Genomic DNA, 22,554 nt, shown 5'->3' with positions numbered 1-22,554 from the left:
ATTTTGTGGGGCTGTGCCGGCCCTTTCGCGAGCCCAAACCCCCTCAGCGCCGGATCAACTTGCCGCGCACCTGTTCCATGGTGATCTGATCCAGCTCCAGCCAAAATTGCTGCTTACCGGCAATCTCCGCCGCCACCGGCAAACCATCCCGATAGATCAACCGATTACTCGTCAGCGCCGGCACTTTCACCCCCGGCAACAACGTCCCGGTCAGGTTCAGCGGATCCACCCCGCACACCGCGATCAAACTGCCGTCATGCGGCCGCCGTCGTACTTCGCGCAACAGCGCAATCGCCTCGGGCAGGGCAAACTGCTCTCCCGCCAGACCGCTGACAAACCGTCCACCACGAATCTCGCCACGGGCTTCCAGGCGATGGAAGGTGCGCAGTAATTCCCGCCAGTTCGGCAACCAGTCCGCTTCGCGTTCCAGCAACCGCCAGAACACCACGCCGTAGCGGCGCAGCAGGGTCATGGCGACGTGTTCCAGGGTCTCGTTGTTATCCACAGCCTGCCCGCGCCGCAGCAATGCCCAGCGCCCGGCATCATCCATGCCGCCGACGAACGCGCCGCGTCCACGTCGACTGCTGCGCTGCTGGCGCTTGCTCGCCGGGGTGATCAGGGCACGCAGGCCGGCGAAGCTGTCGGCGTTCACCAGGCCAGCGCCAACCAGTTCCTGCAGGGCCGTTTCCAGTTCGGTGCGCAGCAGGTGCGCTTCATGAATCAGCTCATCGAAAAACAGCGCGCCGTGCTGACTCAGGGCTTCAAAAACCTTTTGGGTTTTCGCTGACAGTTCGCTGACCGGCGTCTGCTCGGCCAGTGCGCTCCACAGTCCGGCCTGACTGCGGGGCAGCAATACGATCGGCGTGCTGCGCAATGCCGTGCCACTGGTTTTTTGCCGGGCGCTGAGGCGCGTCCACACCAGCTTGCCGTTGCGACACAGATCATCCAGCCAGGTCGGCGAGTAGTCCTTGAGGCGCGCCGGGAGGATGTCGCTGTCCCAGGCCGAAGCCGCCGCCGGATACCCCTCGAGCTGGCCGACGATTGCCGGCAACACTGCGATGCCCTGACCGCGCGTGGCGGGCGAGAGGTGCTGCCAGTCGAACAGGAAACGCATGAAATCCTGCAACGCCACGGGCTCGATTTCCCGGCGCAGGCGCTTGACCGTATAGCGATGGATCCGCGCCAGCAGATGCCGCTCGCACCATTCCTCGTGCGTCAGTCCCGGGGTGAACTGGCCGCGCAGCACGTACCCTTCGCGTTCCAGTCGAGCGAGGGCTTGCTGGACCTGAGGGGCGGGCAGCGCAAGCGGTTCGGCGATGGCGGGCAACGGCAGCGGGCCGAACGCGCCGAGCCGTGCGCGGATCACTTCGACCAGTGCTTCGTCGAAGGTCCAGGCGTTATCGAAGCCGGGCAAGTCCACCACGCGGGTCAGTAGCGTGGCCTGTGGATAAAGCGCTTGCAGGCACGTCAGGCGTTCGCGTGCCAGCCACAGTGAATGCTCTTGAACGATCTGCAAGTGGCAGGCACGACCGCTCGCGGCCAGTGCATTGAGCCATTCCCGCCAGCCCGGATTGGCCTGCGCCTCTGCATCGCTGAGGCACGCCAGACTCATCAACGCTTCGTGCATTTCATCCACAGTATTCGGCGTCGGCCAGGCTTCTTCGCGCACCGCGACGATGGCGTCGGCATCCAGTGCACCAAGATCATCGGTCGATTGCGGATCGCTCCAGCGTCGGTTGATCACCGCTTGGGTGCGGCGTTCTTCCAGCGGCGCATCGTCGAGAAAGGTGTAGGGGCGGGCGCTGAGAATTTCCGCCGCCAATGGCGAGGGTGCCGGCAGATCGCGACTGATCAGACGCACGTCGCCCTGCTCCATGCGTCGCAACAGGGTCAGCCAGCCCTCGCTGTCCATCGCCTCATGCAGGCAGTCGTCGAGGGTCTGCTCGACCAGCGGATGCTCGGGAATCTCCCGCTCACCCGCGAGGTTCTCAAGGCAGGCAATCTGGTCGGGAAATACACTGGCGATCAGGTCTTCACTCTTCATTCGCTGCAATTGCGGCGCGACCTTGCGTCCGCCGGTAAAACGCGGCAACGCCAGCGCCACCCCGGCATTCCAGCGCCAGCGCACGCCGAACAGCGGCGCATCCAGCACCGCTTGAATCAGCAGGTGCTCGGCACTGTTGCTGTGCAGGTAGCGCCAGACGTCATCGAGCTCAAAGCTGTGACTGGTGGACAGCGACAATACGATCGCGTCTTCACTGGCTGCCGCCTGCAGTTCGAAGTTGAAGGTGCGGCAGAAACGCTTGCGCAGGGCCAGGCCCCAGGCGCGGTTGATGCGGCTGCCGAACGGCGAATGGATAATCAGTTGGGTGCCGCCGGACTCGTCGAAAAACCGTTCCATCAGCAGCGTGTCCTGCGAGGGCAGGGCGCCGAGGGTGTGGCGGGCGCGGGCCAGATAATCCACCAGTTGTTCGGCGCTGGCGGCGTTCAGTCCTAACGTTTGTGTCAGCCAGTCGAGGGCCGGTTGCAGATCGCCGGGGCGGGCGCCGAGCAAGTCGTCGAGGGTCGCTTGCAGGCGCGCCACCGCCGCGGACAACTCATCGCTGCGCCCCGGCGCTTCGCCAAGCCAGAACGGAATGCTCGGCGGCTGACCGTGAGCATCTTCGACGCGCACCTTGCCGGTTTCCACACGCAAGATGCGGTACGAGGTGTTGCCGAGCTGGAACACATCACCGGCGATGCTTTCCACGGCGAAGTCTTCATTGACGCTGCCGATACTCAGGCCTTGCGGCTCCAGCAGCACGCTGTAATCGGCGTTGTCGGGGATGGTGCCGCCGCTGGTCACGGCGGTCAGGCGTGCCCCGCGTCGTCCGCGCAAGGTGCGGCTGACGGCGTCGCGGTGCAGGTAAGCGCTGCGGATGCCCTGACGACCGTTGTAGCCTTCGGCGAGCATCGCCAGCAGGGCCTGATAGTGTTTTTCGTCGACCTGGCGATACGGCGAGGCCTTGCGGAACATCGCCAGCAGGGCGTCCTCCGGCCATTCCTGGCAACTGACTTCGGCGATGATCTGCTGGGCCAGCACGTCCAGCGGCGCTTCGGGGATGTGCAGCGTGTCGAGTTCACCGCGCCGCACGCAGTCGAGCAGGGCGGCGCATTCGATCAGGTCGTCGCGGGTGGTGGCGAACAAGCGGCCTTTGGGTGTGCCGCCGACCTGGTGCCCGGAACGACCGACCCGTTGCAAAAAACCGGCAATCGAACGCGGCGAGGCGATCTGACAGACCAGATCGACCTCGCCGATATCAATGCCCAGTTCCAGCGACGCGGTAGCAATCAGCACTTGCAGTTCGCCGCGCTTGAGCCGCTGTTCGGCGTCGAGGCGGAACTCCTTGGCCAGGCTGCCGTGGTGCGCCGCCACGGCCTGTTTGCCGAGGCGTTCGCTGAGATGCCGGCTCAAGCGTTCGGCCAGGCGCCGGGTGTTGACGAAAATCAGTGTGGTGCGGTGTTCGCGGGCGAGTTCGGCGAGGCGATCGTAAACCAGTTCCCAGACATCGTTGGCCATCACCGCCGACAACGGCACCGGCGGCACTTCGATGTCCAGGTCCCGCGGACGGGCGTGGCCGATGTCGATAATCTCGCAGGAGCGCTCATGACCGACCAGAAATTGCGCCACGGCCTCGACCGGTTTCTGCGTGGCGGACAGGCCGATGCGGGTCAATGGTTCGGCGCACAGCGCCTGCAGGCGTTCAAGGCTCAGGGACAGATGGCTGCCGCGCTTGCCGGCGGCCATGGCGTGGATCTCATCGACAATCACCGTGCGTGTGGTGCCGAGCATTTTGCGCCCGGACTCGGAGCCGAGCAGCACGTACAGCGATTCCGGGGTGGTCACCAGAATGTGCGGCGCGTGCTTGCGCATGGCGGCGCGTTCTTTTTGCGGGGTGTCACCGGTGCGCACGGCGGTGGTGATTTCCAGCTCCGGCAGGCCCAGTTGGCGCAATTGCCCGGTAATTCCGGCCAATGGATTTTGCAGGTTGATGCGGATGTCGTTGGACAGCGCTTTTAATGGCGAGACATACACCACCAGGGTTTCGTCGGGCAGGCCGTCGGGGTTTTCCAGGCCACGGTGGACGAGGTCGTCGAGCACGGCGAGGAACGCGGTGAGGGTCTTGCCGGAGCCGGTGGGCGCGGCGATCAGGGTCGACCGGCGCTGACGGATCAACGGCCAAGCGCGGGCCTGGGCGGCGGTGACCGTCGGGAAAGTCTTGCTGAACCAGGCGCTGACGGCGGGGTGAAAGCCTGCCAGGGCCACGTCCTTGGGGATGGGCAGATTCATGCTTAAGTTATGCGGGCGGCGACTGCAAGATGCAAGTACCGCCGGGATCTGCGCGGATCTTCAGGGCCACAGGGATCGCGGCGCACACCCAGACTGTGGGAGCTGGCTGGCCGGCGATGAGGCCAGTGGCCATGGCACAAATCCCGGTGATCTGCACTTTACGGATGACGGTTGCGCACTAAACCCGCAAAATGCAACGATTCCGGCAATTATCGACGACGGTTCCACAAGTCCCGTCGCTAAAGCCATCGTTCCAATCAGACTGGGCCTGCTGACTCTATGCGAATGCGCCTTATGTTACTGGGCGGCGGAAATGCCCTTGGGCAGGCGCTGATTCGCCTCGGTGCGGAGGAAGACATCGGTTTCCTCGCCCCCCGCCCGCCAGAAGACGGCTGGGATGCCGCGAGCCTGACACAACTGCTCGACGACACCCGTCCCGATGCATTGATCAATCTCGCCTACTATTTCGACTGGTTCCAGGCCGAAACCGTCAGCGAAAGCCGTATGGCCGGGCAGGAACGCGCCATCGAGCGGCTGGCCGAACTGTGCCAGCACCACAACATCATCCTTGTGCAGCCGTCCAGTTATCGGGTGTTCGACGGTTCGCGCGCCACCGCATACAGCGAAAAGGATGAACCGGTGCCGCTGGGGCTGCGCGGTCAGGCCTTGTGGCGGATCGAACAAAGTGTGCGCGCCACGTGCCCGCAACACGTTTTGCTACGATTTGGCTGGTTGCTCGATGACAGCCCCGACGGCACTCTCGGGCGCTTCCTTGCTCGCGCCGAACAGCCGGAAGAACTGTTGCTGGCCGACGATCGTCGGGGTAATCCGACACCGGTGGATGACGCTGCGCGGGTGATCATTTCCGTGCTCAAGCAACTCGATTGCGCGGCGCCGCTGTGGGGTACTTATCACTACGCCGGTCATGAAGCGACCACACCGCTGGCGCTGGGCCAGGCGATTCTGACCGAAGCACGCAGCCTGCATGCCCTGGCCATCGAAGCGCCGACCGCCCAGGCCCACGCCGCGCGTCCGGATGCCGCCGAGGAGCCGCAACACGCGGTGCTCGCCTGCAAAAAAATTCTGCACACCTTCGGGATCAAGCCGCGCGCCTGGCGCGCCGCGCTCCCGGCCTTACTGGATAGGTTTTACCGTCATGGCTGAAGGGACTGTTTTAATCACGGGTGGAGCCGGGTTCATCGGCTCGCACCTGACCGACGCCTTGCTCGCCCACGGGTATTCGGTACGAGTGCTCGACGACCTGTCGACCGGCAAGCGCAGCAACCTGCCGCTGGATAACCCCAGGGTTGAACTGATTGTCGGCGACGTGGCCGATGCGGCGCTGGTCGCCCGGGCGATGCAAGGTTGCAATGCCGTGGCCCACCTGGCGGCCGTGGCCTCGGTGCAGGCATCGGTGGATGATCCGGTGAAGACGCATCAGAGCAACTTCATCGGCACCCTGAACGTTTGCGAAGCCATGCGCCTGGCCGGGGTCAAACGCGTGCTGTACGCCTCCAGTGCGGCGGTATACGGCAACAACGGCGAGGGCGAGTCGATCAATGAAGACACACCCAAAGCCCCGCTGACGCCGTACGCCTCCGACAAACTGGCGGGCGAACACTATTTCGATTTCTATCGTCGCCAGCATGGTCTGGAGCCGGTGGTGTTCCGCTTCTTCAACATCTTCGGCCCGCGTCAGGACCCGTCCTCACCGTACTCCGGGGTCATCAGCATTTTCAGCGAACGTGCGCAGAAAGGCCTGCCCATCACCGTGTTTGGCGATGGCGAGCAGACGCGCGATTTTCTTTATGTCGAAGACCTGGTCGAGCTGCTGGTACAGGCGATCGAAAAGCCTGAAGTGGCAGTCGGTGCGGTCAACGTCGGCTGGAATCAGTCGATGAGCCTCAAGCAGATGCTTGACGCCCTGCAGGCGGTGGTTGGGGAGCTGCCGCCGATCAGCTACGGCCCGGCGCGCTCCGGTGATATCCGCCACTCGCGAGCGAACAATGCTCGCTTGCTGGAGCGCTTCAAGATGCCGCAGCAGACGCCAATGAGCGTGGGGTTGGCACGGTTGCTCGGTCGCTCCTGAAAAGAGCCCCTCACCCTAACCCTCTACCTCGGGAGAGGTCTGGGGTGAGGGGGAGATCCAGCTCACGCCAGAGGTTTCCAGCGGACATGAAAAAGGCGCCCTTTGACAGGCGCCTTTTTCACGGCCGGAATAATCTCGCTATCCCTGTGGCAAGGGGATGTTGTCCCCCGATCAACTGCGTGCGGTCGCCGTCAGTTCAATGCCTGCTCACCACCAAGCCTCATTCACCACCACGTGAACGTTCGATAACTCGACTTAGAACTTATAGCCCAAACCCACCATGTAGATGAATGGATCGACATCCACGTTCACCCGTGCGCGTGTGCCCGGCGCCACCGCGTTGTTCTCGACGGTGGCACGGGTGTCGATGTCGATGTAACGCACTTGGGCGTTGAGCATGATGTTGTCGGTCAGCATGTAGTCGGCGCCGACCTGCCAGGCCAGACCCCAGGAGTTTTTCGCCTTGAAGTTGCTGAAGCCATTGGCGCTGGCTTCGCTGCCGACGTGCTCGTCATAGATCCAGGTGTAGTTGATGCCGCCGCCGACATAGGGCTGGAACGGCGACTTCGAATCCAGCGGGTAGTAGACAACGCTGAGGGTCGGCGGCAAGTGTTTCAGGGTGCCTAGTTTGCCGTTGGCCGCAGGCAGTGCAGTGCCTTTGAGCTTCACGTCATGTTCAAACGGAGTGGCCGCCAGCAACTCGAGACCGACGTGGTCGGTGAGCATGTAGGCGAAGTTCAGGCCCAGTTGGGTGTCGCTGCTCATGGTCGCCTTGCCGCCCAGATTGGTGCCGCTCAACGGACCCTGATCGACCTTGACGTTGGAGCTGTCGGCCTTCGGGTTGACGGTGATCGCACCGGCGCGGATGAGGATGTCGCCGGCTTCGTGGGCGTGGGCGAGCGGGGCTGCGAGCGCGAGGGCAAACAGCGAGGCGCTGAGCAAGGACTTGTTCATGGGAGCTCCAAAAGGACGTTAAAAATGTCTGATGTCCTATGGTATGAAGCCAACTGATACGGTCTTTTGACTCAGCTCAATGAAACAGTGAAGGGGCGGGTTTCTGTGGGAACTTGGAGGGCCCCATCGCTGGCAAGCCAGCTCCCACAGTGATCGAGTCGTTCACAAATTTTGTGATCGCCAACGAAACCTGTGGGAGCTGGCTTGCCAGCGATGGGGCCCTTACAAACAGCACAAAACTACCGGGAATTACTCCGGCAGCTCATACACATAAATCTTGTCGGCATCCATCTGATACCCGGCATCCGCCAGTTCACTGCTCGAGGCCTTGACCTGCAACGGTCCCTCGACCCAATACGGCTGATACAGCTCATCGAGCTTCACGCCCAACTCGCTTTTCACATGCACGATCTGGTTCGACGGCGGTGGCGGCACATGGATGCACGCGCCGAAATATGGCACCAGCAGGAAGTCCGTGGTGCGTCCTTCTTCATTGACTTCCAGTGGCACGATATAACCCGGCAAACGAATGTTCTGCCCGTCGAGTGCCTGCACCACCGGCGCATTCGGCATGTCCTGCCTGGCCGCAGGCGCAGACTCGGCGGACAGCGCATCACTCATCTTCGACAGGTCGTGCAGAGGCGTCATGTTCGGCACTTCCGGCGCGGCGTCCGGCGGAATCATCTCCGACCAGGTCAGGTCTTTCGGCGCCGCTGCCCACACGGGCAGGGCGATCAGCAACAGCAGCGCAAGTGCAGCGCGGGGCATGGTGAACATCCTCATAAACGGATCGACAGGCCATCAGCCAGGGATTGGCGATAGGCGCGCCAGGCCGGCACGCTGCCCATCAGCAGCGCAGCCGCCAGAATGCCACCGAGCAGCGTCCATTCATACTCGCTCGGCCACGCCAGCGGCAGATACAGTCCGTAATTGGCCTGCACATAACCCTGTGCCGCAGCGATGCCGATGTATAGCAGCGCGAGTCCGGCGATTACCCCGGTCAGCGCCAGGGCGAAGGCTTCCAGCACCAGCAGGCTTGCGATGTGCCACGGTCGTGCACCGACCGAGCGCAGAATCGCCATCTCCCGGCGACGTTCGTTGAGGCTGGTGAGAATCGCCGTGAGCATGCCGATCAACCCGGTCAGCACGACGAACAACGAGACCACGAACAGCGCTTTTTCAGCGGTGCTCATCAGGCTCCACAACTCCTGCAAGGCCACGCCCGGGAGGATCGCCAGCATCGGCTCGCCACGGTATTCGTTGATCTCGCGTTGCAGGGCGAAGGTGGAAATCTTGCTATTGAGGCCGAGCATGAACGCAGTGATCGCCTGTGGTGTCAGGTCCATGTTGCGCGCCTGATCCGCCGTGATGCGCCCGTCGCCGCGCGCCGGCACACCGTTGTGCCAGTCGATGTGAATCGCCTCCATACCGCCGAGGCTGATGTGCAGTGTGCGATCGACCGGGGTGCCGGTGCGCTTGAGAATGCCGACCACGGTGAATGGTTTATCGTCGTGCTTGACCAGGCTGATTGCCGCCACGCCGTGGGCCAGCACCAGTTTGTCGCCGAGCTTGTAATGCAACGCTTCGGCGACTTCGGCACCGAGCACCACTTCAAAAGGATCGGTCGCAAATGCACGACCGTCGGCCAGGGCCAAGTGTTGCTGGCGGCCGTACTGGTAATGCTCGAAATACGCTTCGGTGGTGCCCATCACCCGATAACCGCGATGCGAGTCGCCGAGGGACATCGGGATCGCCCATTTCACTTTCGGGTTGCTGGCGAAGTGTTCGAAGCTGTCCCAGCGGATATTGTTGGTCGCGTTGCCGATGCGGAACACCGAGTACAGCAGCAGGTTCACCGAGCCGGAGCGGGCGCCGACGATCAGATCGGTACCGCTGATGGTGCTGGCGAAACTCGCTTTGGCTTCGGTGCGCACGCGCTCGACGGCGAGCAGCAGGCACACCGACAGGGCAATGGCGAACGCGGTGAGCAGGGCGGTGAAGCGGCGGTTGGCCAGGCTGGCCATGGCCAGACGAAACAGATACATCTCAGACCTCGGCAGACGTGGCGGCGCGATTGAGCTCGGCCAGGGACAGGTGACGGTCGAACAGCGGCGCCAGGCTCTGGTCGTGGCTGACGAACAACAGGCTCGAGCCGGCCTCGCGGCATTCGGCGAACAACAGACGAATGAAGTTTTCCCGGGCGTCGTAATCCAGTGCCGAGGTCGGTTCATCGGCGATCACCAGTTCCGGTTGACCGATCAAGGCGCGGGCCGCAGCGACCCGTTGCTGTTGGCCGATCGACAGCGAGTCGGCGCGGCGGCCGAGGATGCTTTCGTCTTTCAGACCCAGGTGCGCGAGCAACGTGGCAGCGGCTTGATCGACGCTGCCGTGACGTTGCTTCGCCCGCTGTGCACGCAGCTTGGAGAAGTGGCAGGGCAGTTCGACGTTCTCGCGCACCGAGAGAAACGGCAGCAGGTTGAACTGCTGGAAGATGTAGCCGGTGTGGTCGACGCGAAACGTATCGCGGGCGCCGGCGGAGAGTTCGGTCAGCTCCTGGCCGAGCAGACGGATGCTGCCGCGACCGGGCTTTTGCACGCCACCGAGCAGGCCGAGCAGGGTGGTCTTGCCGCTGCCGCTGGGGCCTTTGAGGAACAGGGTTTCACCGGCTTCCAGACGAAACGCCGGAATGTCCAGCAATGGCGGGTGACCGGGCCAGTTGAAGCCCAGGTCGGACAGTTCGATAAGTGCTTGGGTCATGGCACCAGTTTCATGAGGTGAACGCATAACCCCTGTGGGAGCGAGCTTGCTCGCGAAAGCGGTAGATCAGTCAATCCAGAGGCGCCTGACGAATCGCATTCGCGAGCAAGCTCGCTCCCACAAGGGTGTTTCGGTGAGGCTTAGAATTTCAGCGCGGCAGCCTTGGCGGTCACTTCCGTGCCCTGCTGGCCGCTGGCGCTGATCAGTTGTACCTGAATTTTCTGGGTGGCCGGGAAGGTATTGAAAATGTTCGCCAGGTCCAGGGTCTTCAGTGCCCCCGGCGTGGCGCAGCTGAACTGATAGTGCGCGTGGATTTCGCTGTGGTCGTGGTGATGCTCATGCCCGTCCTTGTCCGCTTCATCGTCGTCGTGATCGTCGGCATCCGGCTTGTCGCCGAACAGCGGGCTTTCCAGTTCCTGACTGACGACTTTGCAACCGGCAGCGGCGGGCAGGTTGAACAGAGCCAGCGGGTTTTCCAGTTTCGTGCGAGCGGCAGCGACTTTGGCCTTGTCGGCGTCGCTGGTGGCGGCGTGTTCGAAACCGACCAGGTTCATCGCCGGGCTTTCCAGTTCCAGCTCCAGGGTCTGGCCGTCGAGTGCGGCATTCAGACGGCCGACGCCATGTTCATGCGCACCGAGGCTGCCGTGTTCATGATCGTGGTCATGCTCATCAGCCGCGTGGGCAATGGCCAGCGGCAACAGGGCAAACGGCAAAGCGAGCAGCAGACGACGCATGGCGGTCTCCAGGAAGTAAAGTGAAGAGTTTGTTATGTAATCTTATAACGAAAGTCCGCAGAGTTTGCCCGTGCGCTTGGCGTTGCACAAGTCCCGTGGGAGCATGCAGCTCAGAAATGTGCGGGAGAGAACTCAATGGTGCGGATACGCGGAACCGTCGGCGAGGTGCCGGTGGACTTGACGGTGGAACTGGATGACAGCGATTGGGCGCGGCTCGGATCAGCCCTGAATGTGCCGGCGCCGGCTCAGCCGGAAATGGCGGCAGCGCCAGCAGCGAAACCGCTGAACCAGGACGAGGCGCTGTGGCAGGTGGCGAAAGATTTGTTGCGCAAGGCCGGGCAACTCAGCGGTCCGGATTTGCTTGATCAACTGGAAGGGCTGACCGGTAGCGCAGCGGCGGGCAAGCGCTTGCTGGTGCGCCTGCGCCATAGTTCGCAGGTGAAAGTGGTCAGTGGCGGGGATACGCCGCTCTACAGCTGGATAGAGTAGACCGCAAAGGATCGCAGCCTGCGGCAGCTCCTGCAGGGTGAATGCCAATCCCATGCAGGAGCTGCCGCAGGCTGCGGTCTTTTGATCTCAATAAAGCGCCGCAAACACCTTGCGACGATACGCAGTCACCAGCGGGTGATCGTTGCCCAGCAACTCGAACACCTGCAGCAACGTCTTGTGCGGCAACCCTTCGCCATAGCTGCGGTTGCGGATAAACAACTTCAGCAAGGCCTCCAGCGCTGCCTCATATTGCTGGCGCGCCAGTTGCTGGATCGCCAGTTGATACACCGCTTCGTCGTCTAGCGGGTTCTGTGCCAGGCGCGCCTTGAGGTCGGCAGCGTCCGGTAGATCGCGAGCCAGCCCAAGAAACTTGATCTGCGCCTTGGCCCCGGCCAGCGCCGCCTTGTGCTCGTCACTCTTGACGGCGTCGAGCACGGTTTGCGCTTCGTCCAGCTCGCCACGTTCGGTCAGGCAGCGCGCGTAGAGAATCAGCGCCTTGGCGTTAGTGTTGTCTTCAGTGAGCAGGACCACCAGCGCCGCTTCGGCATCGGCATAACGACCGTCATCGAACAACGCCTGAGCCTGTTCGAACGGATCGGCGGCGGCCGGCGGCGGCATCTGCACGTGCGGTTCGAGCAGGGCGCGCACGGCGGATTCCGGCTGCGCGCCGGCAAAACCGTCCACCGGTTGACCGTCCTTGAACAGCACCACGGTCGGCAGGCTGCGAATACCGAAACGGGCAACGATGTCCTGTTCGATGTCGCAGTTGACCTTGGCCAGCAGCAGTTCGCCCTGATAGCTCTCGGCGATGCCTTGCAGCATCGGCATCAATGCCTTGCACGGCGCACACCACTCGGCCCAGAAATCCACCAGCACCGGTTTATTGAAGGAAGCTTCGATCACCGACTGGTCGAAATCGGCAGTCGTGGCGTCGAAGATGTACGGCGTTTGCTGACTCATGGGGGATCTCGTAAAAACGTGAATGGGGCAACTATACGGCTTGGCGGGGTGTGGCCGGAAGCGGTCAGCCTTTGAGAGGTGTGTTGCCTGACAGGACGCTTTCGCGAGCAGGGGATTTATGAACTGTGGGAGCGAGCCTGCTCGCGAAGCTTTTAGCTAACGTCGCGCATGGTAGAGGCTGACATGTCTGAATTCTTCCGGCTCCGCCAGGTCCGGCAACGTCATCGCCTCTAGCATTTCAATCCGCTCATACAACGGATGCCGAAAATCCCGAACCCGCGAATCCGCCACCAACGCTTCCCGACCACGACTTAAAAACGCATCGAGCAGCGGCAGATTCGCCCGGTCGTACAACACGTCCGCCACCAGAATCAGATCAAACCGATCGGCCTCGGCAAAGAAATCTGTCGAATAGCTCATCTCGACATTATTCAGCGCGGCATTCGCCCGGCACGCGGAAATCGCCAGCGGATCGAGATCGCAGGCCACCACTTCCAAGGCTCCGGCCTTGACCGCCGCGATCCCGGCAATCCCGGAACCGGCGCCGAAATCCAGCACGCGCTTGCCGCGCACCCACTGTGGAAACTCCGCCAGATAACGCGCCACTGCAAGACCGCTGGCCCAGCAGAACCCCCAATAGGGTGGCTCGTGCAGAATTCGCTGGATTTCTTCCTGACTGAATTCGCGATCCATGTTGTCGCTGTCGATCAGCCACAACTGCAAATCGGTGTCCGGCAACGCACAGACCTTGAGTCTGGCGTCGCCGAGCAATCCACCTAACGCCTGTTGCAGGTCGAGCGGTGGATTCATGGTGCTTTGACAAATTGCAGTTGACCCAGCGCCTGGGAAGTCGGCTGGGTGATGGTTTGCGACGGCAGATGCAAAATCAACTGGCCGGACTGGCTGGCGCGGCCACGCAGTTCAACCCGCGCACCGGCAGGGAAGGCGTCCGGGTTGAAGCGCAGGCGGAACGGCAGGGCCTGGTTGTTGCCGATCAGGCTGGAACTGGCGAGCAGTTGTTGCGGGCGATCCTTTGCATCGATCACCAGCAGCGCCAGCTCGACTTCGGCACCGGCCGGAACACCCTGAAGGGTGCCGCTCAGTTCCCGTTGATAGGCCGGCAGCGGGCCAAGTTCGGCAGCCTCTTTGGCTTTTTTCTGCGCTTGCTGCGGCGCCGGGCCGGGCGTTGGCGGCTGAGGCTTGGGTGCATCGCTGCCACAGGCCACCAGCAGGCTGAAAAGACTGAGCAAAACGAGCGGACGTAACGGCATTGGATGCTCCAGCAAAATGAAATCCATGGATCAAACGATCATGCCGTTCTGTATACCGCAAAGCCTATGGCTTGTCTTGCCACCGGGATGCGCTACCATGGCCCTCCCTTTTTTTGTTGCCAGCCACCATGCACTGTCCCTTCTGCGGTGCCAACGACACCAAGGTCATCGACTCCCGTCTGGTCGCCGAGGGCGAACAGGTGCGCCGCCGGCGTGAATGCCTGGCCTGCGGCGAACGTTTCACAACGTTCGAGACGGCCGAACTGGTGTTGCCGCGCCTGATCAAAACCGACGGCAGCCGCCAACCGTTCGACGAAGAAAAGCTGCGCGCCGGCATGCAACGCGCCCTGGAGAAACGTCCGGTGAGCGTCGAGCGCCTCGAATCTTCTCTGGTCCACATCAAGCACAAGCTGCGCGCCACCGGTGAGCGCGAGGTCAAATCCCTCGTGGTCGGCGAACTGGTGATGGCCGAACTGCAAAAACTCGATGAAGTCGCCTACATCCGTTTCGCTTCGGTGTACCGGCGCTTTCAGGACCTCAACGAGTTCCGCGAAGAAATCGACCGCCTCGCCCGCGAACCGGTGAAAGAATGACCCGCGCCGCCGAGCAGGCCATCCTCGACGCGCACTTCATGGCTCGCGCGCTGGAACTGGCGCGCAAGGGCCACTACACCACCCATCCCAATCCACGGGTTGGCTGCGTGATCGTGCGTGACGGGCAAATTGTCGGCGAAGGCTTCCACGAGCGCGCCGGCGAACCCCATGCCGAAGTCCACGCCCTGCGCGCCGCCGGTGAACTGGCCCGCGGCGCGACCGCTTACGTCACCCTTGAACCGTGCAGCCATCATGGCCGCACGCCGCCGTGCGCCGACGCATTGGTGAATGCCGGGGTGGGCCGGGTGGTCGCAGCGATGCGTGATCCGAACCCGCAAGTTGCCGGGCGTGGCTTGCAGCGTCTGGCCGATGCCGGCATTGCCACTGAAAGCGGTGTGCTGGAAGCCGAGGCGCGCCTGCTCAATCAAGGTTTCCTGAAACGCATGGAACACGGCTTGCCGTTTGTGCGGGTCAAGCTGGCGATGAGTCTGGACGGTCGCACGGCGATGGACAGCGGCGAGAGCCAATGGATCACCGGCCCGGCCGCCCGTTCTGCGGTGCAGCGTCTGCGCGCTCAGGCCAGCGTGGTGCTGACCGGCGCCGACACCGTACTGGCTGACGGCGCTCGCCTGACCGTGCGCGCCGACGAGTTGGGCCTGGATGCCGGGCAAACCGCGTTGGCCATGAGCCGTCCGCCGCTGCGGGTGCTGATCGACGGGCGCCTGCGGGTGCCGCTCGATGCGCCGTTCTTCAAGGCCGGTCCGGCGCTGGTCGCCACGTGTATGGCGGTGGAAGAGCAGTACGCCAACGGCCCGGAATGCCTGATCGTGCCGGGTGATGACGGTCAGGTCGATCTGCATCAACTGCTCATCGAACTGGCCAACCGTGGCGTCAACGAGGTGCTGGTCGAGGCCGGCCCGCGTCTGGCGGGGGCGTTTGCCCAGCTCGGTCTGGTCGACGAATTCGTGATCTTCATCGCCGGCAAGTTCCTCGGCTCCACGGCGCGTCCGCTACTGGACTGGCCGCTGGCCTATATGAAGGACGCTCCCGAACTGAAAATCACCGAGATTCGCGCGGTTGGCGATGACTGGCGAGTCACTGCGACGCCGGTCCGTTCGGCGAGCGTATAATTCCCGGCCATCGCCTTAGCGCTGGCTTCGTTCTCAAGGAGAACCCCATGTTTACCGGCATCATCGAATCCATCGGCAGTATCCGTGCACTGACCCCCAAGGGCGGTGATGTACGGGTGCACGTCGAAACCGGCAAGCTCGACCTGAGCGACGTCAAACTCGGCGACAGCATCGCGGTCAACGGCGTGTGCCTGACTGCCGTTGAACTGCCGGGCAACGGCTTTGCCGCCGACGTCAGCCGTGAAACGCTGGACTGCACGGCCATGAACGACCTGAAAAGCGGCAGCCCGGTCAATCTGGAAAAAGCCCTGACCCCGACCACCCGTCTCGGTGGGCATCTGGTCAGCGGTCACGTCGACGGTGTCGGCGAAGTGGTCTCGCGCAGCGACAATGCCCGCGCCGTGGAATTTCGTATCCGTGCGCCGAAGGAACTGGCCAAGTACATCGCCCATAAAGGCTCGATCACCGTCGACGGCACCAGCCTGACCGTGAACGCGGTCGATGGCGCCGAATTTCTGCTGACGATCATTCCGCACACCCTGAGCGAAACCATCATGGCGTCCTACAAGCCAGGTCGCCGGGTGAACCTGGAAGTCGACTTGCTGGCGCGTTATCTGGAGCGCCTGTTGCTGGGTGACAAGGCCGCTGAGCCTGCATCGGGTGGCACGATCACTGAAAGCTTTCTGGCCGCCAACGGCTATCTCAAATCCTGACTGAAGGGGGTGCCTTGTGGCGCTCAATAGCATCGAAGAACTGGTTGAAGACATCCGCCAAGGCAAGATGGTCATCCTCATGGATGACGAAGACCGCGAGAACGAAGGCGACCTGATCATGGCCGCCGAGTGCTGCAAGGCCGAGCACATCAACTTCATGGCCAAGCACGCCCGTGGCCTGATCTGCATGCCGATGAGCCGCGAGCGCTGCGAACTGTTGAAGCTGCCGCTGATGGCGCCGCGCAACGGTTCCGGGTTCGGCACCAAGTTCACCGTGTCGATCGAAGCCGCCGAAGGCGTCACCACCGGTATCTCCGCCGCCGACCGTGCACGCACCGTGCAAGCGGCTGCCGCCAAGGACGCCAAGGCCGAAGACATCGTCAGCCCGGGCCACATCTTCCCGCTGATGGCTCAGGCCGGTGGCACCCTGGCCCGCGCCGGCCACACCGAAGCAGCGTGCGACCTGGCACGCATGGCCGGTTTCGAGCCGAGCGGCGTGATCTGTGAAGTGATGAATGACGACGGCACCATGTCCCGTCGTGCCGAGCTGGAAGCGTTCGCCGCCGAACACAACATCAAGATCGGCACCATCGCCGACCTGATTCACTACCGGATGATCCACGAACGTACCGTTCAGCGGATTGCCGAGCAGCCACTGGACAGCGAACTGGGCCAATTCAACCTGGTGACCTATCGTGATTCGGTGGAAGGCGACGTGCACATGGCCCTCACCCTGGGCAATGTCTGCGCCGAAGAGCCGACCCTGGTTCGCGTGCACAACATGGACCCGCTGCGCGACCTGCTGATGGTCAAGCAACCGGGCCGCTGGAGCCTGCGCGCCGCGATGGCTGCGGTTGCCGAGGCCGGCAGCGGTGTCGTGTTGTTGCTTGGTCACCCGCTCGATGGCGACGTGCTGCTGGCACATATCCGTGAAACCGGTGAGCAGGCAGCGCCGAAAAAACCGACCACCTACAGCATCGTCGGTGCCGGTTCGCAGATCCTGCGTGACCTCGGTGTGCGCAAAATGCGCCTGATGTCTGCGCCAATGAAATTTAATGCGATATCCGGTTTCGATCTGGAAGTTGTAGAATACGTGCCCTCCGAATAATGACCGGTTGTTTCCGGTCTCCGATTCGCGGCAAATAAATCACTGAGGGACGCGTAGCAGACGCGTCCCGGCTCTTTAAGAGAACTGACGAATGACCCTGAAGACCATCGAAGGTACCTTCATCGCCCCTAAAGGCCGCTACGCTCTGGTAGTGGGCCGTTTCAACAGCTTCGTCGTTGAAAGCCTGGTCAGCGGTGCAGTTGATGCCCTGGTTCGCCATGGCGTGAGCGAAAGCGACATCACCATCATCCGCGCACCTGGCGCCTTCGAAATCCCGCTGGTTGCGCAGAAAGTCGCCCAGAAAGGTGAGTTCGCAGCCATCATCGCCCTCGGCGCGGTCATTCGTGGCGGCACCCCGCACTTCGAATACGTGGCGGGCGAGTGCACCAAGGGCCTGGCCCAGGTGTCCATGGAGTTCGGCGTTCCGGTTGCGTTCGGCGTCCTGACCGTGGATTCCATCGAGCAAGCCATCGAACGTTCCGGCACCAAGGCCGGTAACAAAGGTGCCGAAGCTGCCCTGTCCGCTCTGGAAATGGTCAGCCTGCTGGCGCAGTTGGAGGCCAAGTGATTAGCGACGAAAGCGATCGTTTCAACCCGCGCGATCCGAAACCTGCGGATGCCGGCAAGCCCTCGAAAAGCGTCAAGCGTCGCGAAGCCCGTCAGCTCGCGACCCAGGCGCTGTACCAGTGGCACATGGCCAAGCAATCGCTGAACGAGATCGAAGCGCAGTTTCGCGTTGATAACGATTTCACCGATGTCGACGGTGCTTACTTCCGCGAAATCCTCCACGGGGTTCCGCAGTTCAAGACCGAAATCGACAACGCCCTGACGCCGTGCCTGGATCTGGCGATCGAAGAGCTGGACCCGGTTGAACTGGCCGTTCTGCGCCTGTCCACCTGGGAACTGCTCAAGCGCATCGACGTGCCGTATCGCGTGGTGATCAACGAAGGTATCGAGCTGGCGAAAGTCTTCGGTTCGACCGACGGCCACAAGTTCGTCAACGGCGTGCTCGACAAGCTGGCCCCGCGCCTGCGTGAAGCTGAAGTGAAGGCGTTCAAGCGCTAACCCGCGCTTGAACTCTTTGTCTCAGCCATGGGCGAGTTTGAGCTGATCCGCAATTTCTTCGCCGCCGCGCCTTGTGCGCAGGGCGGCGAGGGCGTTGCACTGGGGATCGGCGACGACTGCGCCTTGCTGGCGGTTCCCCCGGGGGAACAGCTGGCGATTTCCACCGATACGCTGGTGGCCGGTGTGCATTTCGCCGACCCCTGCGATCCGTTTCTGCTCGGTCAGCGCTCGCTGGCCGTTGCGGTCAGCGATCTGGCCGCCATGGGCGCCACGCCCGTTGCCTTTACCCTTGCCCTGACTGTACCGACGGTGACCGCCGATTGGCTGCAAGCCTATGCCGGCGGCTTGAACCGCATGGCGCAAAGCTGCGGCGTCGTGCTGGTGGGCGGCGATACCACGCGCGGGCCGTTGAGTCTGACGGTCACTGTGTTCGGGCGTGTTCCGGCCGGTCAGGCGTTGACCCGCAGCGGTGCGCAGCCGGGAGATCTGTTGTGTGTCGGCGGTGAGCTGGGCAATGCCGCCGGCGCCTTGCCGCTGGTGCTGGGCCAGCGTGAAGCCGAACCGCACATCGCCCAGCCGCTGCTCGATCACTACTGGTCGCCGCAGCCGCAACTCGCCCTCGGACAGGCCCTGCGCGGCAAGGCCCGTTCAGCGCTGGACATCTCCGATGGCTTGCTCGCCGACTGTGGCCACATTGCCCTGGCCTCGAAGGTGCGGCTCGAGATTGAACGCGAGCGCGTACCGTTGTCGGATGCTCTAGTGGCATTTCTCGGCCAGCGCGGCGCCGAGCGTGCGGCGTTGAGTGGTGGCGATGATTATGTGCTGGCCTTCACCCTGCCGTCCGTCGAGTTGCCGGCGCTGCTGGCCGACGGCTGGCCGATCCATGTGATCGGTCGCGTCATTGAAGGGCAGGGCGTGGCGTTGCTGGATCGCGAAGGACACGACATCACCCCGCAAATCCGGGGCTATCAACATTTTCAGGAGACACCGTGACAGATCACCCGAAGCAGGTTCCGGCCGAATTCGTGCCGCCATCGGTCTGGCGCAATCCCTGGCATTTCCTCGCGTTCGGCTTCGGTTCGGGCACTTTGCCGAAAGCACCGGGCACGTGGGGCTCGTTAGTTGCGCTACCCTTTATCCCGTTGTGGCAGATGTTGCCCGACTGGGGTTACTGGCTGATGCTCGGGATCACCATGCTGTTCGGCTTCTGGCTGTGCGGCAAGGTCGCCGACGATCTGCGGGTACACGATCACGAAGGTATCGTCTGGGACGAGATGGTCGGGATGTGGATCACCCTGTGGCTGGTGCCGGAAGGCTGGTACTGGTTGCTGGCCGGTTTCCTGATGTTCCGTTTCTTCGACATTCTCAAGCCGTGGCCGATTCGCTGGATCGACCGGCATGTCCACGGTGGCGTCGGGATCATGCTCGACGACGTGCTGGCCGGCGTGTTTGCCTGGCTTGCGATGCAAGGACTGGTATGGATTTTCGCCTGATCCGGAGAGTCCGGGTTCAGTGAGGAGACTAAGGATGGCGCGACGCTGGCTGGCGCTGGTTTTTCTGATCTTGCTGGGCACTGTCGCCAGTGCTCAGGAAGCCGCGCACGCGCCGTCGGTCATCCACCTGGCCAGCGAAGACTGGGAAGACTACACCGCCGCCGACGGTCATGGCCTGGGCTGGGACGTGCTGCGCAAGGTGTTCGAACCTGCCGGGGTGAAGCTCGACATTCGCAGCGAGCCCTACACTCGCTCGGTCGGTCTGGCAGAGCGCGGTGAAGTCGACGCGTGCGTCGGCTCCTATCATGACGAGGCCAGCGACCTGCTGTACCCGCGCTGGAATTTTGATACCGACCACATCTATGCCCTGGGGCTTGCGAGCAACCCGCTGCCGACCCCCGAGACACTCGGCAGCTATCGACTGGCCTGGGTGCGCGGTTATGACTATCAGAAATACCTGCCCAATGTGCGCAACTACAATGAAGTCATCCGGCGTACCGGCATCCTGTCGATGCTCACCCACAACCGCGCCGACTACTACATCGACGCACTGACCGAAATCGATTACGTGCTCGGCCGGGCCAGGGATCCGGCGCAGTTTCGCAAGACCCACATCGCCGAGTTGCCGCTGTACCTGTGCTTCGCCGACACGCCGCAGGCGCGCACGTTGCTGGCACTGTTCGACAGGCGCATGGAGCAGTTGGTGAACAGTGGTGAGCTGAAACCGATTTTCGAGAAGTGGAAGCAGCCGTATCCGTTCGAGGCAAATTGAACGCGATTGACCGGCTGATAAAGAGTTTTGTGGGAGCTGGCTTGCCAGCGATAGCGTTGGGTCAGTAACCATAATGGCGGCAGAGATTACGCCATCGCTGGCAAGCCAGCTCCCACAGGTAAAGAAATGTTGGGCACGGTGTTATCAAACTTTTTGATCGTTATGCCCGATAATTCAGCCTAAGCGTCTGCAGGAACCTGCTGTTACAATGCCCGCCTGCGAATTTTCAGACTCTTCAGATCAGGAGCACACCGGTGCCTGTCGTCTTTGTCGCCGCTTCCAAGCTGCCCACGCCTTTTGCGCAATTCACCATGCACGGTTTTCTCGATGAAAGCACCGGGCGCGAGCACGTCGTGCTGAGCCTGGGTGACATTGCCGACGGAGCCCCGGTACTCGGCCGTTTGCACTCCGAATGCCTGACCGGCGACGCCTTGTTCAGCCAGCGTTGCGACTGCGGCTCGCAACTGGAAGGCGCGCTCAAGGCCATCGCCCGTGAAGGTCGTGGCGTGTTGCTGTACCTGCGTCAGGAAGGCCGTGGCATCGGGCTGCTGAACAAGATTCGCGCCTATGAATTGCAGGACGGCGGCGCCGACACCGTTGAAGCCAACGAGCGCCTGGGCTTTGCTGCCGACCAGCGCGACTACGCCATGTGCCTGCCGATGCTCGAGCATCTGGGCGTGAAGTCGCTGCGCCTGATGACCAACAACCCGCGCAAGGTCAAAGCCTTGACCGACATGGGCATCACCGTTGCCGAGCGCGTGCCGCTGCACACTGGGCACAACCCGCACAACAAGCTGTACCTGGCAACCAAGGCCAGCAAACTCGACCACATGATGGGCAACGAGCATCAGGGCGAGGTCGATCGCGCGTGACGAGGGGGCAGGTACGACGCCGATTGGCGGTCGACTGGTGGAAATACCTGGCGCTGGCGTTGCTGCCGCTGTTCGTACTCAACCTGCTGTTCGGTCAGGGTGAGGGCCTTCTGCCGGTGTTGGCGATGCCGTTCTTTATCGCAGGCGTCGCTTCGATGTTTGTCAGCCTGAAGTTTTTTGGCCGCTACAAACATGCGCTGATCGCCACGCAAAAAGCCCTCGACACTGCCGAAGAGCCTGCTGCATGGATTGCCCTCGCGGCCCGCCGTCGTGCGGCGTTTCTTGTGGCCGCACTGCCGGCGTGGATCGGTGCACTGGCGGTGTTCGTCGGCCTCGAAGCGGTGCCGTTGATGCTGCTGGCATTGTCCACCGCCGTACTGTTCTACCTCTATCGCATCCCGCGTCAACTCGGCTGATGCGCCGTCTGTGGCTGGCGGTTCTGCTGCTGGCCTGCGCCGGCCCGGTGCTGGCGAGCCTGCGGGTGGTCAGCCTCGCGCCTTCCCTGTCTGAAATCGTCGTTGAGCTGGATTCGGCTGATCTGCTGGTCGGCGTGCTCGATGCCGGCGAGCGTCCTGCGGCGCTCAAGGATGTCCCGTCAGTGGGCCGCTACGGTCAGCTCGACATGGAGCGCCTGCTCAGTTTGAAGCCCGATTTGCTGCTGTTGTGGCCCGGCAGTGTCGGCCCGGCGCAGCGCGATCAGCTCAAACGCCTGAATATTCCGACTTATGTCGCCGAACCGCACACTCTTGAACAGCTGTCCGCGCAAATTGAAGCGATTGCCGCTCAACTGGGGCGACCTGAACGAGGGGTAAAACAGGCGGCGCAGTTGCGCGCCAAACTCGAAGATCTGCGCCAACACTATCGCCGGGACGCGCCGCTGAAGGTGTTCTACCAAGTCTGGGACAAGCCGCTGTACACCGTCGGTGGCGGGCAGATCATCAGCGATGCGTTTGAGGTGTGTGGCGCGCGCAACGTGTTCGCCGACCTGAGCCTGCCGGCGCCGCAGGTCAGTATCGAGGCGGTGTTGCAGCGCAATCCCGAGGTGATTCTGGCCGGTGATCAGGCCCAGCTTGATGCCTGGAAAGCCTGGTCGCAGGTGGATGCGGTGGCGCGTGGGCAGTTGCTGTTGGTCACGGATAAGGGGTTGGAGCGCCCGAGCGGGCAGATGATCGAGGCGACCGCCAAGCTTTGCCATCTCCTTCAGCCACAACGCTGATTTTTGTG

The 22,554-nt window shown here is 62.6% G+C and carries 24 protein-coding genes; 15 read left to right on the top strand and 9 right to left on the bottom strand.

Going from position 1 to position 22,554, the window contains the following annotated elements:
* Positions 1-43: 43 nt before the first annotated feature.
* Positions 44-4,330, bottom strand: a complete 4,287-nt coding sequence (locus ACXX9E_RS02190; RefSeq protein WP_458554984.1) for a DEAD/DEAH box helicase — start codon at positions 4,328-4,330, stop codon at positions 44-46.
* Between the two features lie 279 nt (positions 4,331-4,609).
* Here ACXX9E_RS02190 and ACXX9E_RS02185 point away from each other — a divergent pair, with 279 nt between their 5' ends.
* Together ACXX9E_RS02185 and pgnE are read left to right on the top strand one after the other, a co-directional pair.
* On the top strand, positions 4,610-5,494 hold the full coding sequence (locus ACXX9E_RS02185; RefSeq protein WP_123463735.1) for a sugar nucleotide-binding protein: 885 nt from the start codon (positions 4,610-4,612) through the stop codon (positions 5,492-5,494).
* A complete protein-coding gene (gene pgnE, locus ACXX9E_RS02180; RefSeq protein WP_447807602.1) occupies positions 5,487-6,419 on the top strand; it encodes a UDP-N-acetylglucosamine epimerase PgnE in 933 nt (310 codons plus the stop codon). The genes ACXX9E_RS02185 and pgnE overlap by 8 nt, the downstream gene beginning before the upstream one ends.
* 255 nt (positions 6,420-6,674) lie before the next feature.
* Here the strand turns inward: pgnE and ACXX9E_RS02175 are convergent, their stop codons facing one another.
* The 5 genes from ACXX9E_RS02175 to ACXX9E_RS02155 form a co-directional block, all read right to left on the bottom strand.
* Positions 6,675-7,373 carry an OmpW/AlkL family protein gene (locus ACXX9E_RS02175; RefSeq protein WP_123463738.1) on the bottom strand — a complete coding sequence of 233 codons (699 nt, stop codon included), beginning with the start codon at positions 7,371-7,373 and terminating at the stop codon, positions 6,675-6,677.
* A gap of 249 nt (positions 7,374-7,622) precedes the next feature.
* A complete protein-coding gene (locus ACXX9E_RS02170) occupies positions 7,623-8,141 on the bottom strand; it encodes a DUF3299 domain-containing protein (protein WP_458554983.1) in 519 nt (172 codons plus the stop codon).
* An 11-nt stretch (positions 8,142-8,152) separates the two neighbouring features.
* On the bottom strand, positions 8,153-9,418 hold the full coding sequence (locus ACXX9E_RS02165) for an ABC transporter permease (RefSeq protein ID WP_123463740.1): 1,266 nt from the start codon (positions 9,416-9,418) through the stop codon (positions 8,153-8,155).
* Position 9,419: 1 nt separating this feature from the next.
* A complete protein-coding gene (locus ACXX9E_RS02160) occupies positions 9,420-10,130 on the bottom strand; it encodes an ABC transporter ATP-binding protein (RefSeq protein ID WP_123463742.1) in 711 nt (236 codons plus the stop codon).
* Between the two features lie 140 nt (positions 10,131-10,270).
* Entirely contained in the window at positions 10,271-10,864 is a 594-nt protein-coding gene (locus ACXX9E_RS02155) for a DUF2796 domain-containing protein (protein ID WP_123463744.1), read from the bottom strand.
* Between the two features lie 135 nt (positions 10,865-10,999).
* Between ACXX9E_RS02155 and ACXX9E_RS02150 the strand changes: the two genes are divergently transcribed.
* On the top strand, positions 11,000-11,353 hold the full coding sequence (locus ACXX9E_RS02150) for a hypothetical protein (protein WP_123463746.1): 354 nt from the start codon (positions 11,000-11,002) through the stop codon (positions 11,351-11,353).
* A gap of 87 nt (positions 11,354-11,440) precedes the next feature.
* On the opposite strand, the gene trxA is transcribed toward ACXX9E_RS02150, so the two are convergent.
* From trxA to ACXX9E_RS02135, 3 genes are all read right to left on the bottom strand, one after another.
* Positions 11,441-12,313 carry a thioredoxin gene (trxA, locus tag ACXX9E_RS02145; protein WP_458554982.1) on the bottom strand — a complete coding sequence of 291 codons (873 nt, stop codon included), beginning with the start codon at positions 12,311-12,313 and terminating at the stop codon, positions 11,441-11,443.
* A 156-nt stretch (positions 12,314-12,469) separates the two neighbouring features.
* Complete coding sequence (locus tag ACXX9E_RS02140; protein WP_458554981.1) at positions 12,470-13,123, bottom strand: class I SAM-dependent methyltransferase; 654 nt, start codon at positions 13,121-13,123, stop codon at positions 12,470-12,472.
* Positions 13,120-13,584 carry a YbaY family lipoprotein gene (locus tag ACXX9E_RS02135; RefSeq protein ID WP_267801377.1) on the bottom strand — a complete coding sequence of 155 codons (465 nt, stop codon included), beginning with the start codon at positions 13,582-13,584 and terminating at the stop codon, positions 13,120-13,122. Before ACXX9E_RS02135 ends, ACXX9E_RS02140 begins: the two co-directional genes overlap by 4 nt.
* A gap of 128 nt (positions 13,585-13,712) precedes the next feature.
* Here ACXX9E_RS02135 and nrdR point away from each other — a divergent pair, with 128 nt between their 5' ends.
* The 12 genes from nrdR (at position 13,713) to ACXX9E_RS02075 (ending at position 22,546) form a co-directional block, all read left to right on the top strand.
* Positions 13,713-14,177, top strand: a complete 465-nt coding sequence (gene nrdR / locus ACXX9E_RS02130; protein ID WP_003228656.1) for a transcriptional regulator NrdR — start codon at positions 13,713-13,715, stop codon at positions 14,175-14,177.
* On the top strand, positions 14,174-15,307 hold the full coding sequence (gene ribD / locus ACXX9E_RS02125; RefSeq protein WP_186746106.1) for a bifunctional diaminohydroxyphosphoribosylaminopyrimidine deaminase/5-amino-6-(5-phosphoribosylamino)uracil reductase RibD: 1,134 nt from the start codon (positions 14,174-14,176) through the stop codon (positions 15,305-15,307). The genes nrdR and ribD overlap by 4 nt, the downstream gene beginning before the upstream one ends.
* 47 nt (positions 15,308-15,354) lie before the next feature.
* Complete coding sequence (locus ACXX9E_RS02120; RefSeq protein WP_123463754.1) at positions 15,355-16,020, top strand: riboflavin synthase; 666 nt, start codon at positions 15,355-15,357, stop codon at positions 16,018-16,020.
* Between the two features lie 16 nt (positions 16,021-16,036).
* On the top strand, positions 16,037-17,128 hold the full coding sequence (gene ribBA / locus ACXX9E_RS02115; RefSeq protein WP_123463756.1) for a bifunctional 3,4-dihydroxy-2-butanone-4-phosphate synthase/GTP cyclohydrolase II: 1,092 nt from the start codon (positions 16,037-16,039) through the stop codon (positions 17,126-17,128).
* A 91-nt stretch (positions 17,129-17,219) separates the two neighbouring features.
* The gene (gene ribH, locus ACXX9E_RS02110; protein ID WP_003228649.1) at positions 17,220-17,696 is read left to right on the top strand and encodes a 6,7-dimethyl-8-ribityllumazine synthase; all 477 of its coding nucleotides are present in this window, start codon (positions 17,220-17,222) and stop codon (positions 17,694-17,696) included.
* A complete protein-coding gene (nusB, locus tag ACXX9E_RS02105; RefSeq protein WP_458554980.1) occupies positions 17,693-18,193 on the top strand; it encodes a transcription antitermination factor NusB in 501 nt (166 codons plus the stop codon). The genes ribH and nusB overlap by 4 nt, the downstream gene beginning before the upstream one ends.
* Positions 18,194-18,220: 27 nt before the next feature.
* Positions 18,221-19,186 carry a thiamine-phosphate kinase gene (gene thiL, locus ACXX9E_RS02100; protein ID WP_458554979.1) on the top strand — a complete coding sequence of 322 codons (966 nt, stop codon included), beginning with the start codon at positions 18,221-18,223 and terminating at the stop codon, positions 19,184-19,186.
* Positions 19,183-19,686: a phosphatidylglycerophosphatase A family protein gene (locus tag ACXX9E_RS02095; RefSeq protein WP_003228639.1), complete on the top strand. Its 504-nt coding sequence runs from the start codon at positions 19,183-19,185 to the stop codon at positions 19,684-19,686. The genes thiL and ACXX9E_RS02095 overlap by 4 nt, the downstream gene beginning before the upstream one ends.
* Before the next feature lie 34 nt (positions 19,687-19,720).
* Complete coding sequence (locus ACXX9E_RS02090) at positions 19,721-20,458, top strand: substrate-binding periplasmic protein (protein WP_458554978.1); 738 nt, start codon at positions 19,721-19,723, stop codon at positions 20,456-20,458.
* 254 nt (positions 20,459-20,712) lie between these two features.
* Positions 20,713-21,330, top strand: coding sequence for a GTP cyclohydrolase II (gene ribA, locus ACXX9E_RS02085; protein ID WP_123463762.1), 618 nt, complete (start codon positions 20,713-20,715; stop codon positions 21,328-21,330).
* Positions 21,327-21,746 (top strand): MFS transporter, encoded by a 420-nt coding sequence (locus ACXX9E_RS02080; protein ID WP_123463764.1) that lies wholly within the window; start codon positions 21,327-21,329, stop codon positions 21,744-21,746. The genes ribA and ACXX9E_RS02080 overlap by 4 nt, the downstream gene beginning before the upstream one ends.
* The gene (locus ACXX9E_RS02075) at positions 21,746-22,546 is read left to right on the top strand and encodes a cobalamin-binding protein (RefSeq protein WP_458554977.1); all 801 of its coding nucleotides are present in this window, start codon (positions 21,746-21,748) and stop codon (positions 22,544-22,546) included. Before ACXX9E_RS02080 ends, ACXX9E_RS02075 begins: the two co-directional genes overlap by 1 nt.
* Positions 22,547-22,554 lie beyond the last annotated feature (8 nt).

This window comes from Pseudomonas sp. GNP014 (assembly GCF_054344005.1).
This window is presented reverse-complemented; position numbering and strand designations above follow the sequence as displayed.